The sequence below is a fragment of the Acinetobacter sp. NCu2D-2 genome (assembly GCF_001647675.1).
Taxonomy (GTDB): Bacteria; Pseudomonadota; Gammaproteobacteria; order Pseudomonadales; family Moraxellaceae; genus Acinetobacter.
This window is the reverse complement of record NZ_CP015594.1, coordinates 230540-255362: the sequence shown is the minus strand read 5'-3', so window position 1 is coordinate 255362 and position 24823 is coordinate 230540. Positions and strand designations below refer to the sequence as shown.

Annotated in this window: 26 protein-coding genes; 11 read left to right on the top strand and 15 right to left on the bottom strand. The window is 41.5% G+C overall.

Going from position 1 to position 24823, the window contains the following annotated elements:
- Positions 1 to 100: 100 nt before the first annotated feature.
- Complete coding sequence (locus A3K93_RS01175; protein WP_067728166.1) at positions 101 to 496, top strand: hypothetical protein; 396 nt, start codon at positions 101 to 103, stop codon at positions 494 to 496.
- A gap of 78 nt (positions 497 to 574) precedes the next feature.
- Here A3K93_RS01175 and A3K93_RS01170 read toward each other — a convergent pair whose 3' ends face one another.
- Positions 575 to 958, bottom strand: a complete 384-nt coding sequence (locus A3K93_RS01170; protein WP_067728164.1) for a hypothetical protein — start codon at positions 956 to 958, stop codon at positions 575 to 577.
- A gap of 198 nt (positions 959 to 1156) precedes the next feature.
- Here A3K93_RS01170 and A3K93_RS01165 point away from each other — a divergent pair, with 198 nt between their 5' ends.
- Both A3K93_RS01165 and A3K93_RS01160 read left to right on the top strand, forming a co-directional pair.
- Positions 1157 to 1546, top strand: a complete 390-nt coding sequence (locus A3K93_RS01165; RefSeq protein WP_067728162.1) for a hypothetical protein — start codon at positions 1157 to 1159, stop codon at positions 1544 to 1546.
- 194 nt (positions 1547 to 1740) lie between these two features.
- Positions 1741 to 2235, top strand: a complete 495-nt coding sequence (locus A3K93_RS01160) for a hypothetical protein (protein WP_067728160.1) — start codon at positions 1741 to 1743, stop codon at positions 2233 to 2235.
- Positions 2236 to 2293: 58 nt separating this feature from the next.
- Here A3K93_RS01160 and A3K93_RS01155 read toward each other — a convergent pair whose 3' ends face one another.
- The 3 genes from A3K93_RS01155 to A3K93_RS01145 form a co-directional block, all read right to left on the bottom strand.
- Entirely contained in the window at positions 2294 to 3247 is a 954-nt protein-coding gene (locus A3K93_RS01155; RefSeq protein WP_067728158.1) for a 2-hydroxyacid dehydrogenase, read from the bottom strand.
- A 98-nt stretch (positions 3248 to 3345) separates the two neighbouring features.
- Positions 3346 to 3537 carry a hypothetical protein gene (locus A3K93_RS01150; protein ID WP_067728156.1) on the bottom strand — a complete coding sequence of 64 codons (192 nt, stop codon included), beginning with the start codon at positions 3535 to 3537 and terminating at the stop codon, positions 3346 to 3348.
- Between the two features lie 122 nt (positions 3538 to 3659).
- Positions 3660 to 4931 carry a hypothetical protein gene (locus A3K93_RS01145; protein ID WP_067728154.1) on the bottom strand — a complete coding sequence of 424 codons (1272 nt, stop codon included), beginning with the start codon at positions 4929 to 4931 and terminating at the stop codon, positions 3660 to 3662.
- Between the two features lie 108 nt (positions 4932 to 5039).
- Between A3K93_RS01145 and A3K93_RS01140 the strand changes: the two genes are divergently transcribed.
- The gene (locus A3K93_RS01140) at positions 5040 to 5816 is read left to right on the top strand and encodes a class I SAM-dependent methyltransferase (RefSeq protein ID WP_067728152.1); all 777 of its coding nucleotides are present in this window, start codon (positions 5040 to 5042) and stop codon (positions 5814 to 5816) included.
- Positions 5817 to 5840: 24 nt separating this feature from the next.
- Positions 5841 to 6386, top strand: a complete 546-nt coding sequence (locus A3K93_RS01135; protein WP_067728150.1) for a hypothetical protein — start codon at positions 5841 to 5843, stop codon at positions 6384 to 6386.
- A gap of 57 nt (positions 6387 to 6443) precedes the next feature.
- On the opposite strand, the gene A3K93_RS01130 is transcribed toward A3K93_RS01135, so the two are convergent.
- Positions 6444 to 7643, bottom strand: a complete 1200-nt coding sequence (locus tag A3K93_RS01130) for a TIGR03862 family flavoprotein (RefSeq protein WP_067728148.1) — start codon at positions 7641 to 7643, stop codon at positions 6444 to 6446.
- Positions 7644 to 7646: 3 nt separating this feature from the next.
- A complete protein-coding gene (locus A3K93_RS01125; protein WP_171255079.1) occupies positions 7647 to 8291 on the bottom strand; it encodes a DUF938 domain-containing protein in 645 nt (214 codons plus the stop codon).
- Positions 8292 to 8376: 85 nt separating this feature from the next.
- On the opposite strand from A3K93_RS01125, the gene A3K93_RS01120 reads away from it, so the two are divergent.
- A complete protein-coding gene (locus A3K93_RS01120) occupies positions 8377 to 8562 on the top strand; it encodes a DNA gyrase inhibitor YacG (RefSeq protein ID WP_067728144.1) in 186 nt (61 codons plus the stop codon).
- Positions 8563 to 8634: 72 nt separating this feature from the next.
- On the opposite strand, the gene A3K93_RS01115 is transcribed toward A3K93_RS01120, so the two are convergent.
- The 5 genes from A3K93_RS01115 to A3K93_RS01095 form a co-directional block, all read right to left on the bottom strand.
- Entirely contained in the window at positions 8635 to 9279 is a 645-nt protein-coding gene (locus A3K93_RS01115) for an MBL fold metallo-hydrolase (RefSeq protein ID WP_067728143.1), read from the bottom strand.
- 14 nt (positions 9280 to 9293) lie between these two features.
- Positions 9294 to 10313, bottom strand: coding sequence for a ferrochelatase (gene hemH / locus A3K93_RS01110; protein WP_067728141.1), 1020 nt, complete (start codon positions 10311 to 10313; stop codon positions 9294 to 9296).
- 65 nt (positions 10314 to 10378) lie between these two features.
- Entirely contained in the window at positions 10379 to 11407 is a 1029-nt protein-coding gene (locus A3K93_RS01105; protein ID WP_067728139.1) for a DUF4062 domain-containing protein, read from the bottom strand.
- A 115-nt stretch (positions 11408 to 11522) separates the two neighbouring features.
- Entirely contained in the window at positions 11523 to 12407 is an 885-nt protein-coding gene (gene murI, locus A3K93_RS01100) for a glutamate racemase (protein WP_067728138.1), read from the bottom strand.
- A gap of 47 nt (positions 12408 to 12454) precedes the next feature.
- Positions 12455 to 13066, bottom strand: a complete 612-nt coding sequence (locus tag A3K93_RS01095) for a DUF1285 domain-containing protein (protein ID WP_067728136.1) — start codon at positions 13064 to 13066, stop codon at positions 12455 to 12457.
- Positions 13067 to 13252: 186 nt separating this feature from the next.
- Between A3K93_RS01095 and A3K93_RS01090 the strand changes: the two genes are divergently transcribed.
- Positions 13253 to 14965 carry an electron transfer flavoprotein-ubiquinone oxidoreductase gene (locus tag A3K93_RS01090; RefSeq protein WP_067728134.1) on the top strand — a complete coding sequence of 571 codons (1713 nt, stop codon included), beginning with the start codon at positions 13253 to 13255 and terminating at the stop codon, positions 14963 to 14965.
- A 92-nt stretch (positions 14966 to 15057) separates the two neighbouring features.
- Here the strand turns inward: A3K93_RS01090 and tusA are convergent, their stop codons facing one another.
- A complete protein-coding gene (gene tusA / locus A3K93_RS01085) occupies positions 15058 to 15315 on the bottom strand; it encodes a sulfurtransferase TusA (protein WP_067728132.1) in 258 nt (85 codons plus the stop codon).
- Positions 15316 to 15549: 234 nt separating this feature from the next.
- On the opposite strand from tusA, the gene A3K93_RS01080 reads away from it, so the two are divergent.
- Positions 15550 to 16389, top strand: a complete 840-nt coding sequence (locus tag A3K93_RS01080; protein WP_067728130.1) for an HlyC/CorC family transporter — start codon at positions 15550 to 15552, stop codon at positions 16387 to 16389.
- A complete protein-coding gene (lnt, locus tag A3K93_RS01075; RefSeq protein WP_067728128.1) occupies positions 16386 to 17945 on the top strand; it encodes an apolipoprotein N-acyltransferase in 1560 nt (519 codons plus the stop codon). The genes A3K93_RS01080 and lnt overlap by 4 nt, the downstream gene beginning before the upstream one ends.
- A 242-nt stretch (positions 17946 to 18187) precedes the next feature.
- On the opposite strand, the gene A3K93_RS01070 is transcribed toward lnt, so the two are convergent.
- The 3 genes from A3K93_RS01070 to gspF all read right to left on the bottom strand — a co-directional run bounded on the left by A3K93_RS01070 (position 18188) and on the right by gspF (position 20532).
- Complete coding sequence (locus A3K93_RS01070; RefSeq protein ID WP_067728126.1) at positions 18188 to 18523, bottom strand: hypothetical protein; 336 nt, start codon at positions 18521 to 18523, stop codon at positions 18188 to 18190.
- 283 nt (positions 18524 to 18806) lie between these two features.
- A complete protein-coding gene (gspG, locus tag A3K93_RS01065; protein ID WP_067728124.1) occupies positions 18807 to 19241 on the bottom strand; it encodes a type II secretion system major pseudopilin GspG in 435 nt (144 codons plus the stop codon).
- Between the two features lie 85 nt (positions 19242 to 19326).
- Positions 19327 to 20532, bottom strand: a complete 1206-nt coding sequence (gspF, locus tag A3K93_RS01060; protein WP_067728122.1) for a type II secretion system inner membrane protein GspF — start codon at positions 20530 to 20532, stop codon at positions 19327 to 19329.
- A gap of 150 nt (positions 20533 to 20682) precedes the next feature.
- On the opposite strand from gspF, the gene A3K93_RS01055 reads away from it, so the two are divergent.
- Complete coding sequence (locus A3K93_RS01055) at positions 20683 to 22905, top strand: primosomal protein N' (protein ID WP_067728120.1); 2223 nt, start codon at positions 20683 to 20685, stop codon at positions 22903 to 22905.
- Positions 22906 to 22958: 53 nt separating this feature from the next.
- A complete protein-coding gene (locus A3K93_RS01050; protein WP_067728118.1) occupies positions 22959 to 24788 on the top strand; it encodes a cation:proton antiporter domain-containing protein in 1830 nt (609 codons plus the stop codon).
- The last annotated feature ends 35 nt before the right edge of the window (positions 24789 to 24823 follow it).

Genomic DNA, 24823 nt, shown 5'->3' with positions numbered 1-24823 from the left:
CAAAAAGAAAAAACTAAATAATTAATTTTACTTTAATTTTATCAATCCAAATACTATACAATTCATTTTTTATTTTTGTTTCATTTAGGGTATTAGGGATATGAAAAAATTTCTGTTAGCTGCTGCGATTTCGGGGATCACATTAACTCAGACAGGTTGTTCCGCTGTAATGGCTGCAAAGCAACCACCTAAAAAGAATATTTCGGTCATGGCTTCAGGTATGCCTCGTAGTGCTGTTCTTGCTGAAATAGGTGCTCCAATTGCAAGCGAAATAAAAGCAGGAAAACGTATAGATGTTTACTCATTCAACCAAGGCTACAGTACTGCTAACCGTGTAAGTCGTACGCTATTCCATGGTTTGGCAGATGTAGCAACAGTCGGTTTATGGGAAATTATTGCCACTCCTGCTGAAGCAGCTTTTGATGGTAAAAAAACTGCATTCGAAGTAACGTATGATGATAGTGATAAAGTTGAAAAAGTAATTCGACTTCAATAATTTCTAATTTTTCTCTTATATCTAGATATTAAATATTAAAAAACCCGCACAATAGCGGGTTTTCTTTATCGATTAGAATTAACCAAAAATGCCTGTTTTAACTTTATGTTCAGCTTCAGACATTGAATATTTATAAACAACTTCCCCATCGAACATTACTACTAACTGTTTTTTTGTTCCAGAAGCAGAGCTACCAAACCAGTTAACAACTGGAATATAACTAACTGCATCAGCTGAAACATCTACAAATTCATAAGTCCAAATTTCTTTCCCGTTATCAGTAAATGTTGTTTTATCAGGGGATCCAAAGATCTTTCTAATTTCAGATTTTGTAGTTTTATTCTCAACAATTTTTTGCTGGACAGTCGTCTCTGTTTCCTTCTTCAACATATGATTACCAGTTGTCATACATCCTGATAAAGCTAAGATAGAAATAAGAGTTACAGATATTATTTTTTTCATGATTAACCTATTAATAATTATTAAGTTAAAAATTATAGATCAAATTTAAACCAATTTTCTATATACCTGAATTTATTTATTTGAATTTTTCTCAAATAAAAATAAATTTAATCTAAAATATTGTTTAAATAGAGAACTAGCCATCTATCTAGCAAATCCCTATACTCAACTAAACAACACTCAACAAGAAAGAAGCGTATGAAACTTAAAACTCTACTATTGACGGGTCTTGCAGGTATCGCACTTACAGCTTGTACATCTGCACCAACCATTCCACAACTTCAAACAGGTGTATTACAAGAAGTTCAAAACCTAGATGTCTATCCGGACACCAAAAACAACAAAGCAAAACTGACTAAATTTGTTGATAAATGCATCATCGAATTTACAGGCAATTTAGACAATGCCAAAGCCGTAGAACAATGGTCATTCAAAGGCTTAACTTTAATTGATGCAGGTTCAGCGACATTCCTACGTGATGGTACAAGTACCGCTCAAAAATTTGACCTTCACAATGCAGACGTTCAAAAAAACTTCCTTGCATTACGTAATGCCTTCGCCAAAGAAGCCATTGCACAATGTGACTAAAGAACTCGCCCTAAGCCTCAACACTTAGGGCTTTCTTTTGCCTAATAATGACAAAAGTCTGCGTAACGCGATTGATACAAGCGTGAAATTACCCTAAAAACATCGCAAACCCTTGCAGCAAATCCTTTGTTTTTCCATCATTGCTCGCTACACTCAAGGACAAAAGACTGATCACCCCTTTGAGGTACAGCCACATGAGCATTAAAAAAACCATTTTATTCAGCACTGCATTACTCGTTGCATTCCCAAGCTTTGCACAAAACACAGAAAACACCGATGAAAAAGGACTTTCTGCACCTATTCGTCCTTATGGTGACAATCCTAACCTGTTACATGTCTTTGCCTATAAAGCACAGCAAGGCGTGATCAATGGTGTGGAAAAAGTCGATGAACTTGCAGAAAAAGGCATTGCTAAAGTGAAACCGAGCGTTGATCGCGTCTGGGGCAATACCAAATCCACTGCCTCAAATACCATTCAACAGGTCGATCAAGGCGTGCAAAGCGTGACACAGCAAGCCAACCAAAAGATTCAAGATACTAAACAAGCCATCACAGGCGCATCGGATAGTCCTGTTCCAATTGAAAGTCAGCCTTTAAGCCAGTCGTCAAATACGACTCAAACCGTCACACCTCAAAGTTCATCAAACAGCTCATCAGGTGCAACCAGTTACGTGGTCACTGACCTATAAAAAAAAGCCCTTCTGGGCTTTTTTCTTTTTTGGAAAATGATCGAGATTAAATTCAGTCTCAGTTCACCTGACGGATCGGTTGCCCTGCTTTAAATGCTGCAACATTCTCCACCATCTGATTCACAATGCGTTGACGCGCATCGACACTGCCCCATGCATTATGCGGCGTAACGATTAAGTTCGGAATACTAGTATCTAACAAGACATTACCTGCTTTAGGCGGTTCAACACTGAGGACATCCGTTGCAGCACCTGCGATTTCACCTGCGCGTAATGCCTCTGCAAGTGCAGCTTCATCGACAATTCCCCCACGCGCACAGTTCACCAAAAATGCACTTGGCTTCATGGCTTTAAATTCGGCATGACTGATCAAATGGCGTGTATCTTCTGTGAGTGGACAATGCAAACTCAAGAAATCTACTTGAGGTAATAATTCTGCAAATGGAATACGCGATGCATCACTTGGACGCTTCGGTAAGCTACCAACAAGGACTTTCATGCCAAATGCTTGGGCAAGTTTCGCCACCGCCTGACCGAGTTCGCCATAACCAATAATCCCAAGCGTCTTACCTGACAGCTCAACAATCGGTGAATCCAGTAAACAAAATTGCGAGGCTTTTTGCCACTCACCTGCCTGTACCGCTTTTTGATACGCCATAAATGAGGTGGCTAAGTTCAACATCAGCATTAAAGTATGTTGTGCTACAGCAGCCGTACCATAAGCCTGACAGTTACACACCACAATGCCTTTTGCTTTTGACGCAGCAAGATCGACATTATTGGTGCCTGTTGCAGAGATTAAAATTAGTTTCAGTTGAGGGCAGCTTCGAATTGTGTCGCTATCGACCACGACTTTATTGGTGATGATGACATCGACATCTTGGACACGTGAAAGCAGCTCTTGGGAAGTGGTGCTCGGATATAACTTGAGATTATCGAAACTGGCATGCAGCGCTTTAAAATCTAAATCGTTTTGATCTAAAGATGCATAATCCAAATAAACAGCTTTCACGACATTTCCCTCAATCTTGTTCGACAATTTATCCTGTCATTTAAGAACAAGTCACTGAGGGTTTTCAACCGTTTATCACAGAAAGTCGCAGTAAAAAATTAATCAGTGTTTTTCTCGCTTGGATTGCTTAACGAACGTCGAATTTTATACACCACATAAACCGTAAGGAACATCAAAAAAATCAGTGTTGCACTAAGAACAATAATTGTGGGACTGATCGAATGCGCATGAGCAAAATTTGGTATTAAACCAAAAACTAAACCAAACATCATCAACTGGGTTGCTTGCATCGTTATACTCCCTCATCGCAAAGACAAAGTGGATGGTGTGACCATTTTTCTCACACCCCATGAGTACATACTATGATGCCAAGTTAATATGTCAAATTATTGTTTTTTAATTAAATTTTAAGTTAATTATGCTCTATCCTTGTCACAAAGTGCGAATTTTTGTCACTTGTCTCAGCAAAGCTAGCCGCACCAAACTCATCGGTAATGAGATTAAGTTCTTTATAACTAAACATATAATAATCTGCGTAACGCTTCATCAGAATTGGGTGCATTCCAACACTTAAAGCATCATTTTCTTTGAGCAATTTCATGATATGGCGATCATTCATCACCACCAAATAACGTTCATCATTCAGCATAATGCTGAGTAATCCATTACCTTTGGCATAAATTGGAATCAAGAATTTATGATTCAGTGCAATCGCGCCATCGGCATAACTTTCCAGCTTTTGACTAATCACGTTAAAAACTAAACCATGTCCGTAACTGTCGAGCAGCAATTGACGGTTTTCTTGCGGTAGATTGACCTGAATGCCGAGTTTAATCAAATCATGCTGATCGACCTGTTTATTACGCATTAACTCGCGCAAAATTGCCTGTTTCTGGTTGGCATCAAAAAACTGAGAATCCAGTGATAAATCATTATTTTTAAGAATTTTCGCCAAAGCCAAGCGATGGCGTGGCAAGACATTTTCAATGACTTTTCGGTAATAGAACTTACTGTTCTTCTTCACTCGACGCATTTTTTGATAGAAATAGGTCGCCTCGAATTCGTGTCGAATAAAATCATGTACCAGTTCAGAACTTGCCAATACGGCGATCGCATCATGCCCTGTGAATGGTAAATTCAACACATGGTGCTGTGTTAAAACGGTATGTAGTTTCAAATAATGTGCATGATCTTCGGCATAATATGGGTCATACACAATAATATATTCAGCGGCTATATTTACATCCTGCGTTTCAATCCGCATCTCAGCATTACAGTCATCGTTATAGAACATGTTATAACGCGGATCCGTGACATCTTCAGGGTCAATCGAATACTGTGGCACCATCGCTACCACACGGCTGACCTGTAAGGCTTTTGAGTATTTAATCGCTGCATAGCCCCCCATTGAACCGCCATACGCAATACGTTGTTCAAAAGGTGCAATAAGATCTTTAACTGCTTCAAGCATGTTCCACATGGAACGTTTCGGAAACCATGATTTCTGCTTCGGCATAATTCCAAGGACATTAAAATCAAATTTTTGCAGCGACTTTTCTGCATTGATATTTAAGCCTTTGGCACGGGTAATCAAATCGCCAAATGAAAAAATAAGTTCTGAAGATGTGCCCGGTAAAAAAATCGCGCGAATGTGATCATCTTCAAAAACAATGTGTTTATCCATAATATACCCGTGTTTGTGAACGAACCCTTTCACAACAATTTCGTCAGTTAAGCAGTTAATTTAGTTGTGCTATTTTATAGCTTTCAGGATGATTAAACATCGCAAAATATGACACATTCTATCCATCCGTCAGCAAAACAAGGATTTAGTGCAGCTGCGACCTTATATCAGCAGGTTCGACCGCATTATCCAGCTCAAATTCATGAGATTTTAAAATCGCACTTGCAGCTCAATCAAAATGCTCAGCTTGTTGATTTAGGTACGGGTACAGGTAAGTTTTTGCCTTATTTAAAGGCATTGTCATCACATATTCTTGCGATTGATCCTGTCGCTGAAATGCTGTCAGAGTTAAAACAAGCCCATCCTGATATCCAAACCTTACAAGCCAGCAGTGATGAGCTGCCACTTTTAGATGACAGTATTGATGCTGTATTTTGCGCGCAGTCATTTCATTGGTTTGCCAATCGCGACAGTCTGCAAGAGATTCATCGTATTCTAAAAAAAGACGGCGCTTTGGTTCTAATTTGGAATCAGCGTGATGTGTCTATCGATTGGGTTAAAGCCTTGGCAGATGTCATCACTCCTTATGAAGATGGCACGCCGCGTTTTCATCGTGGTGATTGGGCAAAGGTGTTTGAGCAACAAGATTTATTTGAGCTCTGCTTTGAAACGACCTTGCCTTTCGTTCATCAAGGACTCGTCGAGCAGGTCGTCTCGAAACGCTTACTCTCGACCAGTTTTATTGCTGCGATGCCAAAGGAACAGCAGCAACAACTCAAACATCAGTTTGAGCAGATTGTAGTTAAATATTTAGGCAAGCAGCCTACAGATCATATTGAGTTCCCCTATCGAACACATCTATATATCTTTAAGCACATGAAATAACTTTTATAAAATTTGGATCTGTTTATGAATTTAGCCGAAACAATAAAACGCGGTGTCTTAGTCCTGATGGTTGGAGCACTCATGGCCTGTGAGCAAAAGACACCACCTGCTGAGCCAAAAGTCTCTGAAATAGATACTACTTCTGCTGAAATGCTCAAAGAATTAAAAACGGAAGGTATTCGTAAATTTGAAGCTACCGAACATGATGCTCATGATATTGGCGTACTGACAGACTATGAAGATCGTTTTCAACAGATGAGTGATGGGCTTGAAAATGAACTGATGCAACTCCAAAACCAAGGGCAGTTAGATGAAGCCTTTATTCATCAACGTCAGCTCGACACCACTAATTCAGCACTTGAAATGTTAAAAGCACTTGATTTAAAGACTGAGCAAGGGCGCTATATTCAAGATTTGATGTATCACTACTGGGAACAACAGCAAAAATTATTTAACCAAGCACAATCTGAACAAAATAAAACACAACAAGCCAAGCATGCGATGCAAGGCTTAGGGCAGTATTTACAGGCTCAGGAACAGTTGGAATATTGGCGTACACAACACAAATAATCCAGGCCATAGAGAATAAAGCCAAATATAAAAAGCACGTTCAAACGTGCTTTTTTCTTAAGTACGACTTAAATACTGATGTACACCATAACCTGCTGCCCGTCCTGTTGCTAAACATGCCGTCAGCAAATACCCGCCTGTTGGTGCATCCCAATCGAGCATTTCCCCACACATAAACACATGAGGATTCGACTTCAATTGCAGTTGATCTGTCAGCGAAGACTGCTTCACTCCACCTGCACAGCTAATTGCTTCTTCAATTGGACGAAAACCGGTGAGAGAAATCTTTAACTGTTTTACCTTCTGTGCCAGTTCTGCAGCATTTTGCCAAATCGGCTTCGCAACCAATTCACGTACCAATGCAGCTTTTGCCCCATCCAGTCCAGCTTTACGCCAAATATTGGCTAAAGATTGCTTTTTACTTGGCTGTAACTTCTTGGTTAGTTGTTCAATCGTTTGATCCGGGAATAAATCCAAATACAACTGCATCTGTTGACCCGCTTTGACTTGCGCACGTAAACCGCGACCTTGCTTATAGATCAGACCACTTTCCAAACCATAATGACTAATCACAATATCACCCATGGTTTTATCAGCGCCTTCCACCCATGCTTCAACCCGCTTTAAAGGTTGCCCAAACACAGGCTGCATAAAGGTCGACCATGGATATTCCACACCTGCATTGCTGGCTTGAAAAGGTTCAATTTCATTTTGATCGAGCCATGCTTGCCATTTCCCATCACTACCGAGTCTTGACCATGACACAGCACCACAAGCCAAGACTATCGCATCAAATTTTTCTGTAAATGTACGATCCTGTTTAAGGTCATTTAATGTGAGTTGTTGCTTGGCCAAATGCGTAATTTGATGGCGATAGTGAAATTGACCCCCATGTTCAACTAAACGTTTTAACCATGCGCGCAGCAAAGGGGCTGCTTTCATCTCAGTCGGAAATACACGACCTGATGAACCAATATACGGCTCGATGCCTAGATCCTGCATCCACTGTTGAATCCAGTTGGCATCCCACTTCTTAATCCAAGGCGCAAGCCAATCGACCTGATCATAACGCTGTATAAATTGCTCGATCGGTTCGGCATGGGAAATATTCAGCCCCGTTTTGCCTGCCATGAGGAATTTACGTGCCGCAGATGGCTTTTGCTCATAAACATGTAATTCATAACCGTACTGGCTCAATACTTCTGCGGCCATTAAACCTGCTGGCCCTGCACCTACAATGGCAATACGCTTGGTCATGGCTTATTCCGCAGATACCGCATTCTGCCCTTGTAAAGGCTGAAAATCATCAAAACGTGTCTTATAACCTTCAGGTTTAGTAATAATGAGTTGCTGACACAATTCACCGCGTTCCAGATACTTAATTTCAAAATGGGTACGTGCTGAATCCTGTGCAATGACTTCTTTGACATACGGCAAGTTCCATAGAGATTTAACTTGCTCTTCCGCTTCATCAATATAAGCGTGAATATTGCTGGCTAAGGTAATTGTGCCGCCTGTTTGAAGACGTGAAATTAGAAACTCGAAAAATGGCATATTTGCCCAACGCTGCGCTGGATTATGCGGTTCCGGATTTGGATATAAGATAAAGAACTGTTCGACTTGCTGAGGGTACAAAGCGTGTACCACCCAAGGCAGTGCATCGGCATGCACCGTCTGTAAATTTGGCTGACCTTCAAGACCGTGCTGTTTACGCATGGCATCAAATTTTTCACGGGTACGTTCAACCGCAATTAATTTTCGCTCTGGATGATTCTGAGTAAATAACAAGGCATGTTTACCCTTACCCGCGCCAATTTCGACACAAACTGGTTCAGGACTGATGCTTTGAAAATCACGAGGGGCATGCATACGCTGCGCTTGAAATTGACGAATCGGCATAATCAGATCAAACTAATAAAAACCGCATAAGTCTAACAAGTGCGATTGTATTTGCCTAATCGAATCCTTGATTTTTGTAGGAGTGTTGTCAATGCCGACCACCTTAAACTGTCCACGTTGTGGTGATCTGACCACTTGGGAAGACAATGCCTATCGTCCGTTTTGCTCTGAACGTTGCAAGATGATAGACCTCGGGGCTTGGGCAAACGAAGAATATAAACTCCCAACTCAAGACGCGCCACAAGCCGATGGTGGTAGCGAAGAAGATCAGTTCTAAGTATTCAAGACTTTTCTGAGACAATAAAAAAGGAATCCCGACGGATTCCTTTTTGATTTTGAGCTCAGTGACTCAGCCGGCTTTTCCTGCCACAAATGGATTATGCTGCTTTTCAAATCCAATCGTACTCATTGGGCCATGTCCTGAAATAAACTGGGTTTCGTCAGGTAAGCTAAAGCATTCGCGTTGAATCGAATCCAGCAATTGTTGATGATTACCACGCGGAAAATCAGTACGACCAATTGAGCCTTTAAATAGCACATCGCCTGTCCATAGCAGTCCATAATTTTTGTTATAGAACATTACGTGTCCAGGTGTATGACCCGGTGCAAAACGGACTTCAAATTCTTCATCACCCAACTTTAAGACTTCACCACCTTCAAGCCACTCAGTCACTTCAACTTTTTCAGGAATTGGGAAGCCATAACGTGCTGACACTTCCTGAATCATATCCAGCCAAAAAGCATCTTCTTTGTGTGGACCAATTACAGGAACATTCCACTCACGTTTGAGTGCACCTACTGCACCTGCATGATCTAAATGCCCATGAGTGAGCCAAAGCGCTTTGATGGTTAAACCCAGCGCTTCAACCTCAGCTTTGAGTTTTTCAGGTTCACCACCTGCATCAATCAAAATGGCTTCTTTACTGTCGGCATCCCATACGATGGAACAATTTTGCTGGAAAGCAGTCACAGGAACAATTTTGACTTGTAGCATGAATGATCAACACCTTAGGCAGAGTGAATATAAGTCTTGGAAATTGCATCAAGATTAGCTTGAAGCAGATAATTGATCAATTGCAAATGATCGTCACGGTTATTCAGTGCAGGAATATAACTGTATTGCTCGCCACCCAGCGATTTAAAGGTCTCAGCATTTTGAATTGCCAATTCTTCAAGCGTTTCCAAACAGTCCGCAGAGAATGCAGGACTCATTACCTGAATTGATTTCACCCCTTGTTCCGCCCACTCACGAATGAGAGTATCGGTATAAGGTTTCACCCATTCTTGCTTACCAAAGCGTGATTGGAAACTAATCGCCCATTGTTCAGGCTGTAAACCTAGTTCTTTGGCAACTAGTCGTGCCGTCATACGGCAACGATCCGCATAGGGATCACCTTTATCTGCATAAGGCTGAGGAATACCGTGAAATGACATCAAGAGCTTTTCAGCTTGGCCATGTTCAAGCCAATAATCTTTTACACTTTGCGCCAATGCTTGGATATAAAGCGGATGCTGATAATAATCACGAATGATCGAAAGCCCTGGTAAATTGCGTTGTTTCAGCACCCATTTGGATACGGCATCATAGAGTGGCGCAGTCGAAGTTGCCGAATACTGCGGGAATAGCGGCAATAAAATCACATGATCTTGCTGTTGTTCGGTAATGTTATCCAAGGCTTGCGCGATATTCGGATTGCCATACGTCATGGCAGGTACAACTTCAATATCAAGATGCGGATATTGGCTGCTGACATGCGCCTGCACCTGTTCAACCTGTTTCAACAAGATTTCACGCATCGGAGAGTCTGTCCCCCATACCTGCGCATAGGCATGCGCAACGCGTTTTGGGCGAAACGGTAAAACGAACAGACGTAAAATGATTTGCCAAAGTGGTTTTGGCAGTTCTATCACACGCTGATCAGATAGAAACTGATCGAGAAAACGGCGTACAGCAGGCACACTCGGTTCATCTGGTGTACCTAAATTTGCCAAAATAATTGTAACTTTAGGGAGAACTGCTGAAGACATTCAGTATATCCGTTGTGATATCAACTGCCCTACTTTAGCAGTTTTAAAGCAGGGTGTAATATGGATTAATATGCTGATTTAAATTGATGAATCCGATCTGCATCCAACAGATTGCTGTCGAGTAATTTACTTGCCTTTGGCGTGATCTGCCATAACAAACGCTGACGATCATCACGACCATTTGGCACAATCCACTCATTTTGACGCATCTGAATTTTTAGACTGTGCAAGGCACGAATATTCATTTGTGAACGGGCAACTGCATGCGCACGTGGCATTTCAACACGGGCATCTTCCAAGCCTGTTTCATTTAAATATTCATTCATACGCTTCGAGAAGAACTCTTCAGGCGTAGGATTGGTAAACGTCGAACCTAAAATTGAAAGCAACTGTGCCCAAGTGAGTTTTTTCTGAATCTTAAGCTCTTTAAAATTACCGTCCTGATAGGCATGCATACGATATTCAAAAGCAAATAGCTCATGCATCGACACTTTTGGTACACTTAAAAATGGATCGACCTTACGGTTTCCCAATTCAGTTTCAAGCTGTGCATTACGTGCTTTTAAGCGATCAATTTCATCATGTAAGGACTGCGAATTTTGCGGACGTACCCAACCTGTAACAGGATAACGCTCTAGCATTTGTGGCATGTTCAAACGCACTGCCATTTCTAAATCACGCAAACTACGGTAGCTAAAGACCTGATCGACTTCTTTTTGTAGTAACTGTCTAAATTCTTTAAATTTATCACGCAATTGTGGTGTTGCATCTTGCAAAGAAGGATCACGTGAATCAGGATCATCATGCATAAACACAATAATTGGCTTTTGCTTGGTGACCGCATAAATATATTCGAGGTGCATATAACCGACACCAGACACCGACTGCTCACCATATTGGCTACCTAAGAGCAACACTACATAATCACAGTCATCAATTTGACGACGGGCAAATGCGGTACTTAATGGTGTACGTTGTTCCAAGCCCCATGAGAAGAAACCCATACCGACCAGCGTCTGCGACAAAATAATTCTTTCCGGCTGCATTTCATTGCCAGAAGTCGATATAAACACTTGATAACGTTTATCGAGCATCGGTTATCCTCTTTTACTTCACATCGATATGATGCATGGGTTATGCCATGCTGCATCACATTGGATGCTTCCCCAAATAAATATTAAAAATATAAAAAATTATAAATATCTGCTTTTAATCAAGCACAGCGTCACTTTGAATGTTCGCAACTGACCAGGTTAAGTCATCAGGAATCATTCGCGCTAAAACAGGTTGAATCTGATCCGCATTTTGCCCACTGACATAAATTTGGATTCTTAAACCCTCTTTGCGCTCATGCTCAAATAATAACTCATTTTTGATCAAAATACGGGCAGTTTGTCGAGCAACAGGCAAACCTGAGTCAATTAATGTCAGCTTATGACCAAAAATATACTGAATTGCCGCTTTTAGGAAGGGGTAATGCGTACATCCAAGCACTAAATAATCTGCACCCGCATCGACAGCAGGTTGTAAAATTTCTGTTAATTTTGAAATACAAGCATCACTCATCTGCTCACCAGCTTCCACAAATGGTACTAAGTCGAGACAAGTAATCGACAGCACTTTGACTTGAGCAGGTTCTGCAAAGCGTACCATGACATCTTTAATCAGTTTGCCACGGAAAGTTGCAGGCGTTGCCAAGACGGCCACTGTTTTGGTTTTGGTATTTAAAACAGCAGGTTTTAAGGCAGGTACTAAACCGATGATCGGAAAGTCTGCTCCATAGTGCTCACGAAGATAATCCAGACTAAATGCTGAAGCCGTATTACACGCCACCACAGCCACTTTACAACCCTGACGATAGAGCCATTCAATTGCATGGGCAGTCAGATGTCGGATGTCCTGATCTTCACGCGGTCCATAGGGCACATGCGCAGTATCTGCATAATAGATGAAGCGTTCATTTGGCAAATATCGAGCAATTTCCATTGCCACAGATAAGCCCCCTACCCCCGAATCAAAAATACCAATAGGCGCATCAGCAGCGGCCTTTGGCATTGGATTGATCATTTCATAGAGAGGATGAATAGCGCTCATAATTGTGCTTGGAGTAAATTCAAAATCGTATCCGCAAAGCTTAAACCTCAGGTGCCTAAATGCAAGTCTAAATCACCACTTTTCAGACTTAAAACGGTCTCGCCTTCAACATTTTCAGTCAACTCACCCATCTCAACCAAATGTAAGAATGCAGCACGTTGAATCAACGCATTAATGCCAAAGCGAACATGTACATAAGGTCTTAGTTCACCTTTAAATGACTTCATAAATATAGGATGTTCTGCATCGACAATAATCAGATCTTGTGTTGTTGTGGTCAGTTGAATATAAGCCTTGCCCTCAATATCGACTTGATCGACCTGATTGACAAGTAGAGGTTCATCTTCGACTTCAATTTCGATCTGCTCAACTGGTGTTTTGAGATAAAATTTACCGTCTTCTTTCCAAAGGACTGTTGAAAATAGGTCAATCATGGCTTGACGCTTAATCAATTGACCTTCGTGCCACCATTCTCCGTTCGCTAAAACCTTCAAATCCATTGCACCACAATGCTTTGGATGCCACTGCTCTAAAGGTGGGATTGACCTTTTGTGACTCTGCTGTCCATCTTTTAAGTATTGTGCAATATCCGTTAAATTTTTATCATCACGATTAGCTACTTTTTTCGTCGGATTTTTACTGTTCACTGCGTTATCCATAGTAGAAGACCTTAATGACGGAAAAATAATATGTTTCAGCCAATTGGCTAAAACTGGGTTTAAAACTATACTAGCCCACAAGATTAAAGACACTAGCATAATTGTGTCTAAGAATTAAGCATACTCATGGCAGCACCCAATCATCCGATTATGGTTGCCACCGAAAAGTAATATGAGGAGTCCGACATGGAGCACATCGAACGTGAATCGATGGAGTTTGACGTAGTCATCGTAGGTGCTGGCCCTGCGGGTCTATCTGCAGCGATTAAAATTCGTCAACTTGCAATTGAAAACAACCTAAATGATTTGTCCGTCTGTGTCGTAGAAAAAGGCTCCGAAGTCGGTGCACATATTCTCTCTGGGGCTGTTCTTGAGCCACGTGCTATCAATGAACTTTTCCCGAACTGGAAAGAAGAAGGCGCGCCTTTAAATGTTCCAGTGACAGAAGACAAAACTTATTTCTTATTGTCTGATGAAAAATCACAAGAAATGCCGCATTGGATGGTACCAAAAACCATGCACAACGATGGCAACTATGTGATTTCTCTTGGTAATGTGGTGCGTTGGTTAGGTCAAAAAGCGGAAGAACTAGAAGTATCAATCTTCCCGGGCTTTGCTGCATCAGAAATTCTTTACCATGAAGATGGTTCAGTAAAAGGTATCCAGACTGGTGACATGGGCATCGGTAAAGATGGCGAACCAACACATAACTTTACCCCAGGTTATGAACTTCATGCGAAATACACTCTCTTTGCTGAAGGCTGTCGTGGTCACTTAGGTAAACGTTTAATCCAAAAATTCAACTTGGATAAAGATGTAGATCCGCAGCACTATGGTATTGGTATTAAAGAATTGTGGGAAATCGATCCTGCAAAACATAAACCAGGTCTTGTAATGCATGGCGCGGGCTGGCCTCTAACAGAAACGGGTTCATCAGGTGGTTGGTGGTTATACCATGCTGAAAATAACCAAGTAACTTTGGGTATGATCGTTGACCTTTCATACACCAATCCACACATGTATCCATTCATGGAAATGCAGCGCTGGAAAACCCATCCACTAATCAAGCAATACTTGGAAGGTGGTAAACGTATTTCTTACGGTGCGCGTGCTGTGGTGAAAGGCGGCTTTAACTCATTACCTAAATTCACCTTCCCAGGTGGTTCTTTAATTGGTGATGATGCAGGCTTCTTGAACTTTGCAAAAATCAAAGGCTCTCACACTGCAATGAAATCAGGCATGCTGTGTGGTGAAGCGGTATTTGAAGCGATTGCTGCTGGCGTAGAAAAAGGTGGTGATCTAGCCGTTGCTCGTGTGACTGAAGGTGAAGACTTCTTCGCGAAAGAATTGACCGCTTACACTGAGAAATTTAACAACAGCTGGTTGAAAGAAGAATTATATAACGCACGTAACTTCGGTCCTGCGATGCATAAATTCGGTACATTCGCGGGCGGTGCATTTAACTTCATCGACCAGAACGTATTTAAAGTTCCATTTACTTTACATGACTTAGTGCCTGACTTCAGCGCATTAAAAACTGTAGATTCAGCTAACTTTAAACCGAACTATCCAAAACCTGATGGCAAGCTGACCTTTGACCGTTTATCTTCTGTATTCGTATCAAATACAGTACACGAAGAAAATCAGCCTGCTCACTTGAAGCTGACTGATCCTTCTATTCCAGTGAACGTGAACTTACCAAAATGGGATGAACCTGCTCAACGTTATTGCCCTGCTGGTGTTTATGAAATTATGGAAGAAAGTGACGGTTCTAAACGCTTCCAAATTAACGCGGCAAACTGCGTACACTGTAAGACTTGTGATATTAAAGACCCATCACAAAACATCACTTGGGTAACACCTGAGGGTGCGGGTGGTCCGAACTATCCAAACATGTAATGCTTAATAACGTAGTCGAGCACAATTAACTCGACTATCAAGCAAAAAAATCCCTGCCAAGTGCAGGGATTTTTTTATCTCAGTAAAAGTAATTAACCTTTTTGCACCAAGTAGTGAAATTCTTTATTGCCATTTTCATCAAGGCGTTCTTCTTGCAACAGCAGCTCATGCCCTAAATGCATACAGAACTTCGGAATATCCCAAGACGTCGAATTATCCGTGGCAAAAACTTCCACCACATCACCTGACTTTGACTTACGAATCGCTTGATGCAACATCATGACGGGTTCGGGACAGCGTAATCCACGAGTATTTAACTGAATGCTTGGAGTAATCTGTTGTTCAGACATGCCCTAACTCAAAAAACAAGATCGGCATTATTTTAGCATATCCCAATTTTTTTGGTGATCATGTACAAATCAGACCATAGCTGTCATATATGCAGTTTAAAAATCCAACAATCGCTTTCTCATGATCTGAATCAGGAAGTCATCGAAAGCGCCATCTTTATGGGTAGACAACTGTGTTTTCTACGGTATGATTAAATTTATATTTTTTACGATCAAGAGTGTTTAGGAAACATCATGCACGAGGAATCAGGCCCGTCGTGGGGTATGCGCGGTTTACGCAAATGGCTAGGAACTGCACCCGAGACCCGCGACGAACTGCTAAAATTAGTACAAGATTCACGTCGTTTTTTAGAACCCGATACTGTAGCAATGTTAGAAGGCGTGTTAGACCTTCCTGCGACTAAAATTCGTGAAGTCATGACGCCTCGCACGTCAATGATTAGCCTTCAAGAAGATGATCAGCTTCTCGATATTCTTCATGTTTTAGTAGAATCTGCGCATTCTCGCTTCCCTGTGTTTTCATCAGATCAGCCAGATAATGTGGTGGGTATTCTACTTGCTAAAGACCTCTTGCCATTTTTAACTGAACCGACCACTAAAGTGGATATTCGTGTTCTGATGCGTCAGCCGCTGTTTGTTCCAGAAAGTGCCCGTTCAGATCAAGTCTTGCGTATGCTGAAAAATACTCAGACGCATATTGCAATCGTGATTGATGAATATGGTTCAACCTCTGGTCTAGTCACACTTGAAGATATTCTTGAAGAAATCGTCGGTGAGATTGAAGATGAACATGACAAAGTTGATGAAGAAGCGCCATTTATTGTGCCTGATGAAGATGCATCAACTGCCAATACTTGGATCGTGCAAGCTCTTACGCCCATTGAACACTTCAATGATGTACTCAACACCGACTTCCCTGATGATGAAGTAGAAACCATGGGTGGTTTACTCATGCAGGAAATTGGTTTGGTGAGCGATCTAGAAGGTCAAGTGATTGAACTTGAGAACTGGCAATTTACTATTCTTGAAGCAGATGCTCGCTCTATTCATCTCATTCGAGCTGTGCGTCAATGAGAAGTTACTTCGACAAACTGCTGATGTCTGGACAAGGGCAAAAGCAGTTAGCATTAATTTATCCTTTACTGATTTCACTATTTGCAGGCGGTGTATTTAGTCTAAGTCTTGCACCGTACCACTATTGGTGGTTGGCAATTTTATCCCCTGCACTGCTGTACGTGAGTCTAATCCAGCGCACGGCGAAACAAGCCTTTGCGATTGGTTTGGCATATGGCATTGGGCTTTGGTTTGTGGGCGCTTTTTGGCTTTACACGTCCATCCATGTTTATGGCGATACCAATGCCGTTTTAAGTGTACTGATGATCCTGATCATGGCTGTGGTCATGGGATTATTTACTGCGCTGCAAACGTTTATCTACCGTCGCTTTTTCCCTGAAACACCTTTAACCTTTGCTCCGCTTTGGGTATTGTTTGAATGGGCAAAAACCTGGGTATTTACGGGATTCCCATGGCTGTTTGTCGGTTACGCATTTACCGAACGTTTCCTTGATGCCTATGCGCCTTTGTTCGGTGTATTTGGGGTGTCATTTGTTGTCGTCACCTTAGCCTGTGCATTGGTTGAAGTTCTCAGAAAACGTGTTTTCTGGCTGGTGCCTTCTGTACTTTTAGTCTTAGGTGCTTGGGGTGCTTCACAACTCAACTTTGTCGAGCAAAAAGCTGAGAAACCACTTCGTGTGTCATTGGTCCAAGGGAATATTCCGCAAGACCTAAAATGGTTAACCGAATATCAGATGAAAACGCTATTCATCTATGCCAATTTGACCAAGACTGAATGGGGACGTGATCTGATTGTTTGGCCAGAATCTTCGATTCCGATGTTCCAAACTGACATTCAACCCTTTCTAACTGCGATGCGTACACAAGCTGAGAAATCAAGTTCTGCTTGGGTAACGGGTATTCCTTATTGGGATAAAGCCGAATCTCAGACTGAAGGCAAAGCCATGTTCTATAACAGCATCATGGCAAGTGGTGATGAGTCTTCTGGTTTATATAAAAAACAGCGTTTAGTTCCTTTTGGCGAATATATTCCTTTATCAGGTTTACTTAGCTGGGTGTTACCTGCATTGCAAAATGATCCGTCTATGAGTGGTTTTTCACGTGGTGCAAGTGATCAAAAACCATTAAATGTGAAGAACCATGCCTTAGGTTCTGCAATTTGCTATGAAGTTGCCTACCCAAATCTGACGCGTCGTAATGCAAGCCAAAGTGATTTCTTGGTAACCGTGTCCAACGATGCGTGGTTTACAGGTACAGCGGGACCTTTACAGCATTTGCAGATGGTACAAATGCGCGCTAAAGAAAATGGTCGTTGGTTTATCCGTGCCACCAATACCGGTGTCACTGCCTTTATTGATCATCAGGGTCATATCGTAAAACGTGCACCAATGGATCAAGAAACGGTATTACGCGGTGAACTTCCTGCAATGCAAGGTCAAACTTTATATATGCGTTTAAGTGATTGGCCTATGCTTATTTTCTCTGGCATTTTACTTCTTTTGGGTTGGCGTTTCCGTCCACGCAAAGTGAATGTAGCTTTTAAATCGAGAAGATAGTTTTTAGTTCCCTCTCCTTCAAGGAGAGGGTTAGGGAGAGGTGGATTTATTTTATTTCACCTCACCTTAACCCGCTCCCAATAGAAGAAAAGACTTTCATTATTATTCAATTAATTTTATTTATTAAGTTAGATATTTTAGTAAGAATAATATTTATCATTACCCTTATTGCTCAACAATGCTTTTTATCTTTTGATATATAAAACCACAAAAAACCGAGGTCATAACCTCGGTTCTTTCTTTTAAAATTGCGTTGCCAGATAAGACAACATACCGGCTAAGGACAACATCGGAATATAGCGGTAAATACGTACCACATACGCTTCTAGTGAACTTGCTTCTGTTGTTTTTAATTCAAGTACGGTCGCCTTTAAAGCTGAATAAAAGCAAAGTACAAATAAGCTGCTCATCAGACTTATCGCAAAAAATCCCACCATAATTTGGCTACTGCCTTCAGTGGTCTGCCACAAATGTTGGATTCCCTGACTTAAAGGCAAAATGCTGAGCATCAAAAGAACAGATTTCAGCATAGACCAATGAAATTGATTAATTTCATCCGATAAAATCAGTGCTTTCATAGTGCTCTCCTTCGGCTTAAAAGTTGCCATACGAGATATTATGAACATTTAATTTTAAATAAAAAGGCTTTATTTGTTCAGAATTTACGATAATTGTAATAGATAAATATGGGAATAATTCTTATTATAAATATCAAACAGTGATTATTATATTAAATTATTTATTATCAAATGTTTATATTATATTTTACAAATGATATGTATTATCAATTCACCTTGGATTGAATTATCCTTTTAGGTGAATTGATATATTCCATTATATTTTAAAAATAATGATTCTCAATTAAGGCTTAAAGTAAATATCTGCATCTGTGCCTTCACCACCGGCTTGACCATCAGCGCCAAATGAATACAAATCAAATGGACGACCTTCAGTACCCGGAACGACATATTGTAGATCATTATCCCAACTGTCTTTAGGATAGCCACCTTTGACATAACCACCCGGTAGCCAGTTTTTTGCAGAAGCAGGCTTGTTCACCAGTGCATCCAAACCACCTTCTTGCATGCTTGGATATTTACCATTGTCGAGTTTGTATTGATCCAATGAGCCCGCAATACTTTGGAGTTTAATGACCGTGGTATCAACTTTGGCTTTTTCCCCGCGTCCCATGACGTTAGGTACAATTAAAGCTGCCAAAACACCTAAAATGACAATCACGACCATCACTTCAATTAAGGTAAACCCTGATTGTCTTTTATAACGATTTTGTTGCATTGCACATCTCTCATTCATATTTATATTTTGAAGTATCGTTGTTCTCAACGTTTTACGACATTTCCAAGCCATTATGCAATCGTTTTTAAATCATATTATTCATGTTCACAATTGGCAGCATGACCGCAATCACAATCACTAACACGATACTTGCCATCAGCACCAGCATTAAAGGTTCAAGGAGCGCGAGTAAAGTCGATATGAGCGTAGTGACTTCACGATCTTGCATGTCAGATGAACGCTGTAACATGCGATCAAGCTCACCCGAGGCTTCGCCACTCTTGATCATTTGCACCATCATCGGCGGGAAATAACCACTGCGCTCAAGTTGAGTCGCAAGATTGCCACCTTCTGTTACTTTTTCAGCCGCCAAATTGACTGCATCGCGAATGACCCAGTTATTACTTACTGCAGCACCAATCTTTAAAGCATCCACCAAAGGCACACCTGATTGAGTTAAAATTGATAAGGTACTGGCAAAACGTGCAGCATTAATGCCACGTGAGAGCTTACCAAACAGCGGTAATTTCAAGGTCAGACGATCAAATGAATAATGCCCTGCTGTAGTTCTTAAGAAACGTAACAACAGAAAAATTCCAACAGCGCTTCCTATCAACAAAAATGGCCAAGCCATACGAATAAAATCACTGGCTTTCATTAAAGTGACAGTAATCCAAGGTAAGGCATCTTTGCTTTGGTCAAAGGTTTTGACAATATCAGGAACCACATAGGTCATTAGCCCCATCACAATCGCAAAAGACATCAGCATCAAAATGATCGGATAAACCATTGCACCTTGAATTTTCTTTTGCATGGCAAAGCGGTTTTCAGTGTAATCTGCCAATTGATCCAAGATTAAATCTAGGTGGCCTGAACGTTCACCAGCGGCAATCGTGGCAATATATAAATCAGGAAAACGTCCCGATTGTTGCAAGGCACTCGCTAATGAATGACCTTCTAACACTTTGGAACGCACAGACATCAACAGGTTTTGTACATGGACTTTTTCGCTTTGTTTCCCCACAGCACGAATGGCTTCTTCAAGTGGAATTGCAGCTGCAACCAGTACAGACAGCTGACGAGTCATTAAAGCGAGGTCATAAGCGGTGATGCTCTTTTCGAACCAGCGAGACTGTGCATGTGGATCTTTTTTTTCTACAGGATCAACAGCCACAGGGATAAGTGACTTATCCCTTAATTGTTGTCGTATTTGACGGGCAGAGTCCCCCTCCAAAACGCCTTTTTGCTGCTTCCCTGACGCATCAAGCGCTGTAAACTGATATGCCGGCATTGTAATGCTCTAATTTTCCAAAATTTTGCTGAACGCTGTTGCGCATGACCACTGAAATCATTCATATTCTGACATATAAATGTTTCAATCACTCTAGCATAACTCGATCTTTATCACGACGACAATTCATCAGGACAGACACTGTAATTTATGCCAAATTCAACCGATCACACCACTGCTCTTTATCGTGTACGCGTTGCAGTGCCCGTGCATCTTTTTGATTGCTTCGATTATCTGGTTAGTGCAGAACAATATGAACAAGCACAAGTCGGCGCACGTGTCGCGGTTTCCTTTGGTCGTCAGAATTTAGTTGGCATTGTGATGGAAAAGTTAGCTCTAGATGCGCCCGTCGACCCTCGTTTTAAACTTAAACCGATTACTGAACTGCTTGATGATCGTGCAATCATAGATGCACAAGTCTTACAATTATTAAAATGGTCAGCACAGTATTACCAGTTCCCTATTGGAGAAGTTGTACAAAGTGCTTTGCCTGCATTACTCCGTCAAGGTAAGCCTTATAACCTTTTGGCACGTACATGGAAATTACTGGACTTAGATGCAGAATCTAAAGTTCGCCGTTCAGAACGACAGCAAGAAGCCTATAAAGTATTAAAACTGCATCCCGTTGGGACAGCAGAAAATATTCTGAATATGGCAGGGATTGAAACTGCCACATTAAAAGCACTTGAGAAAAAAGGCATTTGTGAGTGTGTGCTTGAACCACAAGATTTTAGCCCGCAGCCTGTGCAAATGGCACAAATGCCACTTAAAGCCAATCCCGAGCAACAGCATGCGATTGACCATGTTTTAAAATACAAAAATAAGTATCAAGCTTTTTTACTAGATGGTTTGACTGGTAGTGGCAAAACTGAAGTTTATCTGCAAATCATGCAGCAAGTGCTTAAGCAAGGAAAACAGGTACTGGTCTTGGTGCCTGAGATTGGACTGACCCCACAAACCATTAGCCGCTTCCAATCACGTTTCCAATGCAATATTGCCCTATTGCATTCAGGACTGAACGACAGCAAACGCTTACAAGCTTGGCAAGCGGCTGAAACAGGAAAAGCTTCCATTGTACTAGGCACACGTTCCGCGATTTATACGCCGATGCCGAATCTCGGTTTGATCATTCTCGATGAAGAGCATGATCTTTCCTTCAAACAACAAGAAGGCTTTCGCTATCATGCGAGAGACGTTGCCCTGTATCGTGCTCATCTGCAACAATGCCCTGTGGTTTTGGGTTCAGCGACACCGAGCATCGACAGCTATGCGCTTGTCGATCATGGCAAAATGCAGGTTTTAGAATTAAACCAACGTGCTGGTACGGCACTCATGCCGAAAATCCACATTTTAGATTTGAAAGTCGCACAAAAGCAGCATGGCATCAGCCTGCACTTAATTGAGGAAATGAAAAAACGGCTGGAACGTAAAGAACAGGTATTGATCTTCCTGAATCGTCGTGGTTACGCGCCTGTACTCATTTGTGATAGTTGTGGATGGCAAGCACAATGCCCATATTGTGATGCCAATTTCACAGTTCATCGTCAACCTTACCAGCATTTGCATTGTCACCATTGTGGCACGGTACATCGACTACCTGAACAATGCCCAAGTTGTCAGCATACTGAACTTAAACCGCTTGGTATGGGAACAGGGAAGGTCGAAGAGCACCTGAATGAACTCTTTCCTGATTTTGACGTCATTCGGGTCGATCGTGACTCCACCAGTCGTGTCGGCAGCTGGCAAAAAATTTACGATAAGATTCAAAAAAGTGAGCCTGCAATTTTACTTGGAACTCAAATGCTGGCAAAAGGTCATCACTTCCCTTATGTCACCTTGGTCGCTATTTTAGATATTGACTCAGGACTGCTTAGTGTGGATTTTCGTGCCACAGAGCGTACGGCACAATTAATCGTACAAGTGGCAGGTCGAGCTGGTCGCGGGGAACATAAAGGCGATGTCTATCTACAAACCTTGCGTCCCGATCATGCTCTATTAAATACCTTGGTGAAGGACAACTATCGCGCATTTGCCAAGCAGACCTTACAAGAACGACAAATTGCCATGATGCCGCCTTATCGTTATGCGGCGCTGATTCGCTGTGAATCTAAGGATCAAAGTTTAAATACAGATTTCTTACAGAAACATGCTGCTTATCTTCGTCAATACAGTGATTTGAATCTCGATATATGGGGACCAATTCCTGCCCCTATGGAGCGTAAAGCGGGTCGTTACCAATCGCATATGGTTTTGCTTTCCGCAGATCGTGCACGTCTACATTATTACTTAAGAGCATGGTGGCAAAACCTATTAAGTAATAAACCATCTGGCATGAAAGTGACCTTAGATATTGACCCTCAAGAATTAAGCTAAAACTGCATGTCTAAATAAAGACAAAACATAAAAGAAGGATTTCAGGTAGATATATGTCCGTATTACTCCAAATGACTTTGATATTGGCGCTTGCATTGGTCGTCGTCCCCTTATGCAAAAGGCTGAATATTCCAACGGTTTTGGGCTATATACTGACGGGTCTATTTGCAGGCAGTAGTGCACTCAATCTATTTACTGATAACGCCATACAACTTCAGTTCACGCAAATTAGTCTTTTTCTGCTGTTATTTTGGTTAGGTCTACAGTTACGTACAACGCGATTAACTCAGATTAAGCAAAACCTGTGGATGACTGCACTAATACTCAGCTGCGTAAGCACATCCATCTTTGCGGGTCTCAGTTATCTATTCATCAGCCCTGTCCTCAGTACCAGCCTTGCAATTGGCTTGGCCGGAAGCTTTTCTTCAACTGCATTGGTACTGCAACATTTAAAACAACACGATCAACTGACAACCACGCACGGACAGCTCAGCTATGCGGTTCTCACGATTCAAATTCTACTGAGCATTCCTTGTATTGCTGTCATTCCATTATTGGCAGGTATTCCATCGACCGAACATGGTGTGGCTTATTCTGCAGTGATATTGATGGTATTTACCGGTCTTTTTCTTGCCAATCGTTATATTTTTCAGCCTTTATATATTTGGATTGCGAAAAGTGGCAGCCATGAATTACATCTTCTCGTCGCACTTTTTGTCAGTCTCGGCTTATATAGCTTAATGAATTTACTCGGTATTCATTATTTACTTGCTGCGATATTTGCCGGTATTTTACTTGCAGATTCAGACTTTCGACCTGCGATTGAATCAAGTATTCAGCCGTTCTTAGGCCTTTTTATTGGTCTGAGTTTTATTGCTTTGGGCCTTCATATTTCCATAGATAATCTACTCACTGATGCTGTATTTATAGCAGCTGGCGTTGCTATACTGGTATCAGTGAAGTTCATCATCGCGATGATTCTTGCTCGCTTTTATCAACATACTTGGCGCAACAGCAGTTTGTTTGCAGCAAGTATGGCGCAAGCCGGTGAACTCAGTTTTATCGTGCTGATGATTGCATTGATGGAAGGTTCGATTGAGAAAGCATGGATCTCGCCATTATTACTGATTTTGAGCATCTCCATGCTGATTACGCCTGTACTCTATTGGCTGCTCGATCGACATATTTTACCGCGACTTGATCGACAAAATCATTTGCTTGCGACCTTTGATACAGACAGTTCACCTCAAGTTCAAACCCCTATATTACTGATTGGTTTTGGGCGTTTTGGACAAATCATTGGACGTATTTTGCATCAACAGCAGCAGCCATTTAGTGTGATGGATAATAATCTTGCTGCCACGCATCTCCTAGCACAATTTAATATTCCATTTTATCAGGCAGATGCAACCGAGCCTGAAGCCTTGCATCAGGTCAATCTGAGTCATACTGAAAAAGTAATCATTGCTATTGATGATATTGAAGATTCTATGTTGGTGGTCAGACACCTGACTTGGAATTATCCCGATCTGCAGCTTTGGGTTCGTGCACGAGACCGTCACCATGCACAGCTTTTACAAGATTTAGGTATTGAACATATTTGGCGTGAAACCTATCAATCTGCCCTGTCTATGGCACAACATGTGTTGCATAGCTTAGGTATTGAAAATGATGAGCTTCAACATACTTTGGCAAGGTTTACCGATCACGATATTGATTTGCTTAAATCTGAACAGGCTATTGCTCCTACCTCAGCTGGCGTACTCTCGGAGCTTGAGTATTTGTTGACTCAAGATCAGAAGCAATTTCACGCCAAGCGTACCGAGCCACAACAGGACAATAACGGGATTGAACTTGATGTAATAAGAGATGATCTGTCATAACTTGTGTTTTACAATAGTGCCACCATTAAAGCAGG

Excerpts from the sequence above, each read along its gene's own strand:
- A3K93_RS01130 (WP_067728148.1), bottom strand. The coding sequence starts at position 7,643 with ATGACCAAGCGTATTGCCATTGTAGGTGCAGGGCCAGCAGGTTTAATG.
- A3K93_RS01135 (WP_067728150.1), top strand. The coding sequence starts at position 5,841 with ATGAATTTAGCCGAAACAATAAAACGCGGTGTCTTAGTCCTGATGGTT.
- A3K93_RS01175 (WP_067728166.1), top strand. The coding sequence starts at position 101 with ATGAAAAAATTTCTGTTAGCTGCTGCGATTTCGGGGATCACATTAACT.
- A3K93_RS01050 (WP_067728118.1), top strand. The coding sequence starts at position 22,959 with ATGTCCGTATTACTCCAAATGACTTTGATATTGGCGCTTGCATTGGTC.
- A3K93_RS01160 (WP_067728160.1), top strand. The coding sequence starts at position 1,741 with ATGAGCATTAAAAAAACCATTTTATTCAGCACTGCATTACTCGTTGCA.
- A3K93_RS01105 (WP_067728139.1), bottom strand. The coding sequence starts at position 11,407 with ATGCTCGATAAACGTTATCAAGTGTTTATATCGACTTCTGGCAATGAA.
- A3K93_RS01145 (WP_067728154.1), bottom strand. The coding sequence starts at position 4,931 with ATGGATAAACACATTGTTTTTGAAGATGATCACATTCGCGCGATTTTT.
- A3K93_RS01090 (WP_067728134.1), top strand. The coding sequence starts at position 13,253 with ATGGAGCACATCGAACGTGAATCGATGGAGTTTGACGTAGTCATCGTA.
- A3K93_RS01170 (WP_067728164.1), bottom strand. The coding sequence starts at position 958 with ATGAAAAAAATAATATCTGTAACTCTTATTTCTATCTTAGCTTTATCA.
- tusA (WP_067728132.1), bottom strand. The coding sequence starts at position 15,315 with ATGTCTGAACAACAGATTACTCCAAGCATTCAGTTAAATACTCGTGGA.
- A3K93_RS01165 (WP_067728162.1), top strand. The coding sequence starts at position 1,157 with ATGAAACTTAAAACTCTACTATTGACGGGTCTTGCAGGTATCGCACTT.
- A3K93_RS01055 (WP_067728120.1), top strand. The coding sequence starts at position 20,683 with ATGCCAAATTCAACCGATCACACCACTGCTCTTTATCGTGTACGCGTT.
- murI (WP_067728138.1), bottom strand. The coding sequence starts at position 12,407 with ATGAGCGCTATTCATCCTCTCTATGAAATGATCAATCCAATGCCAAAG.
- hemH (WP_067728141.1), bottom strand. The coding sequence starts at position 10,313 with ATGTCTTCAGCAGTTCTCCCTAAAGTTACAATTATTTTGGCAAATTTA.
- gspF (WP_067728122.1), bottom strand. The coding sequence starts at position 20,532 with ATGCCGGCATATCAGTTTACAGCGCTTGATGCGTCAGGGAAGCAGCAA.
- A3K93_RS01095 (WP_067728136.1), bottom strand. The coding sequence starts at position 13,066 with ATGGATAACGCAGTGAACAGTAAAAATCCGACGAAAAAAGTAGCTAAT.
- A3K93_RS01140 (WP_067728152.1), top strand. The coding sequence starts at position 5,040 with ATGACACATTCTATCCATCCGTCAGCAAAACAAGGATTTAGTGCAGCT.
- A3K93_RS01080 (WP_067728130.1), top strand. The coding sequence starts at position 15,550 with ATGCACGAGGAATCAGGCCCGTCGTGGGGTATGCGCGGTTTACGCAAA.
- A3K93_RS01150 (WP_067728156.1), bottom strand. The coding sequence starts at position 3,537 with ATGCAAGCAACCCAGTTGATGATGTTTGGTTTAGTTTTTGGTTTAATA.
- A3K93_RS01070 (WP_067728126.1), bottom strand. The coding sequence starts at position 18,523 with ATGAAAGCACTGATTTTATCGGATGAAATTAATCAATTTCATTGGTCT.
- lnt (WP_067728128.1), top strand. The coding sequence starts at position 16,386 with ATGAGAAGTTACTTCGACAAACTGCTGATGTCTGGACAAGGGCAAAAG.
- gspG (WP_067728124.1), bottom strand. The coding sequence starts at position 19,241 with ATGCAACAAAATCGTTATAAAAGACAATCAGGGTTTACCTTAATTGAA.
- A3K93_RS01120 (WP_067728144.1), top strand. The coding sequence starts at position 8,377 with ATGCCGACCACCTTAAACTGTCCACGTTGTGGTGATCTGACCACTTGG.
- A3K93_RS01115 (WP_067728143.1), bottom strand. The coding sequence starts at position 9,279 with ATGCTACAAGTCAAAATTGTTCCTGTGACTGCTTTCCAGCAAAATTGT.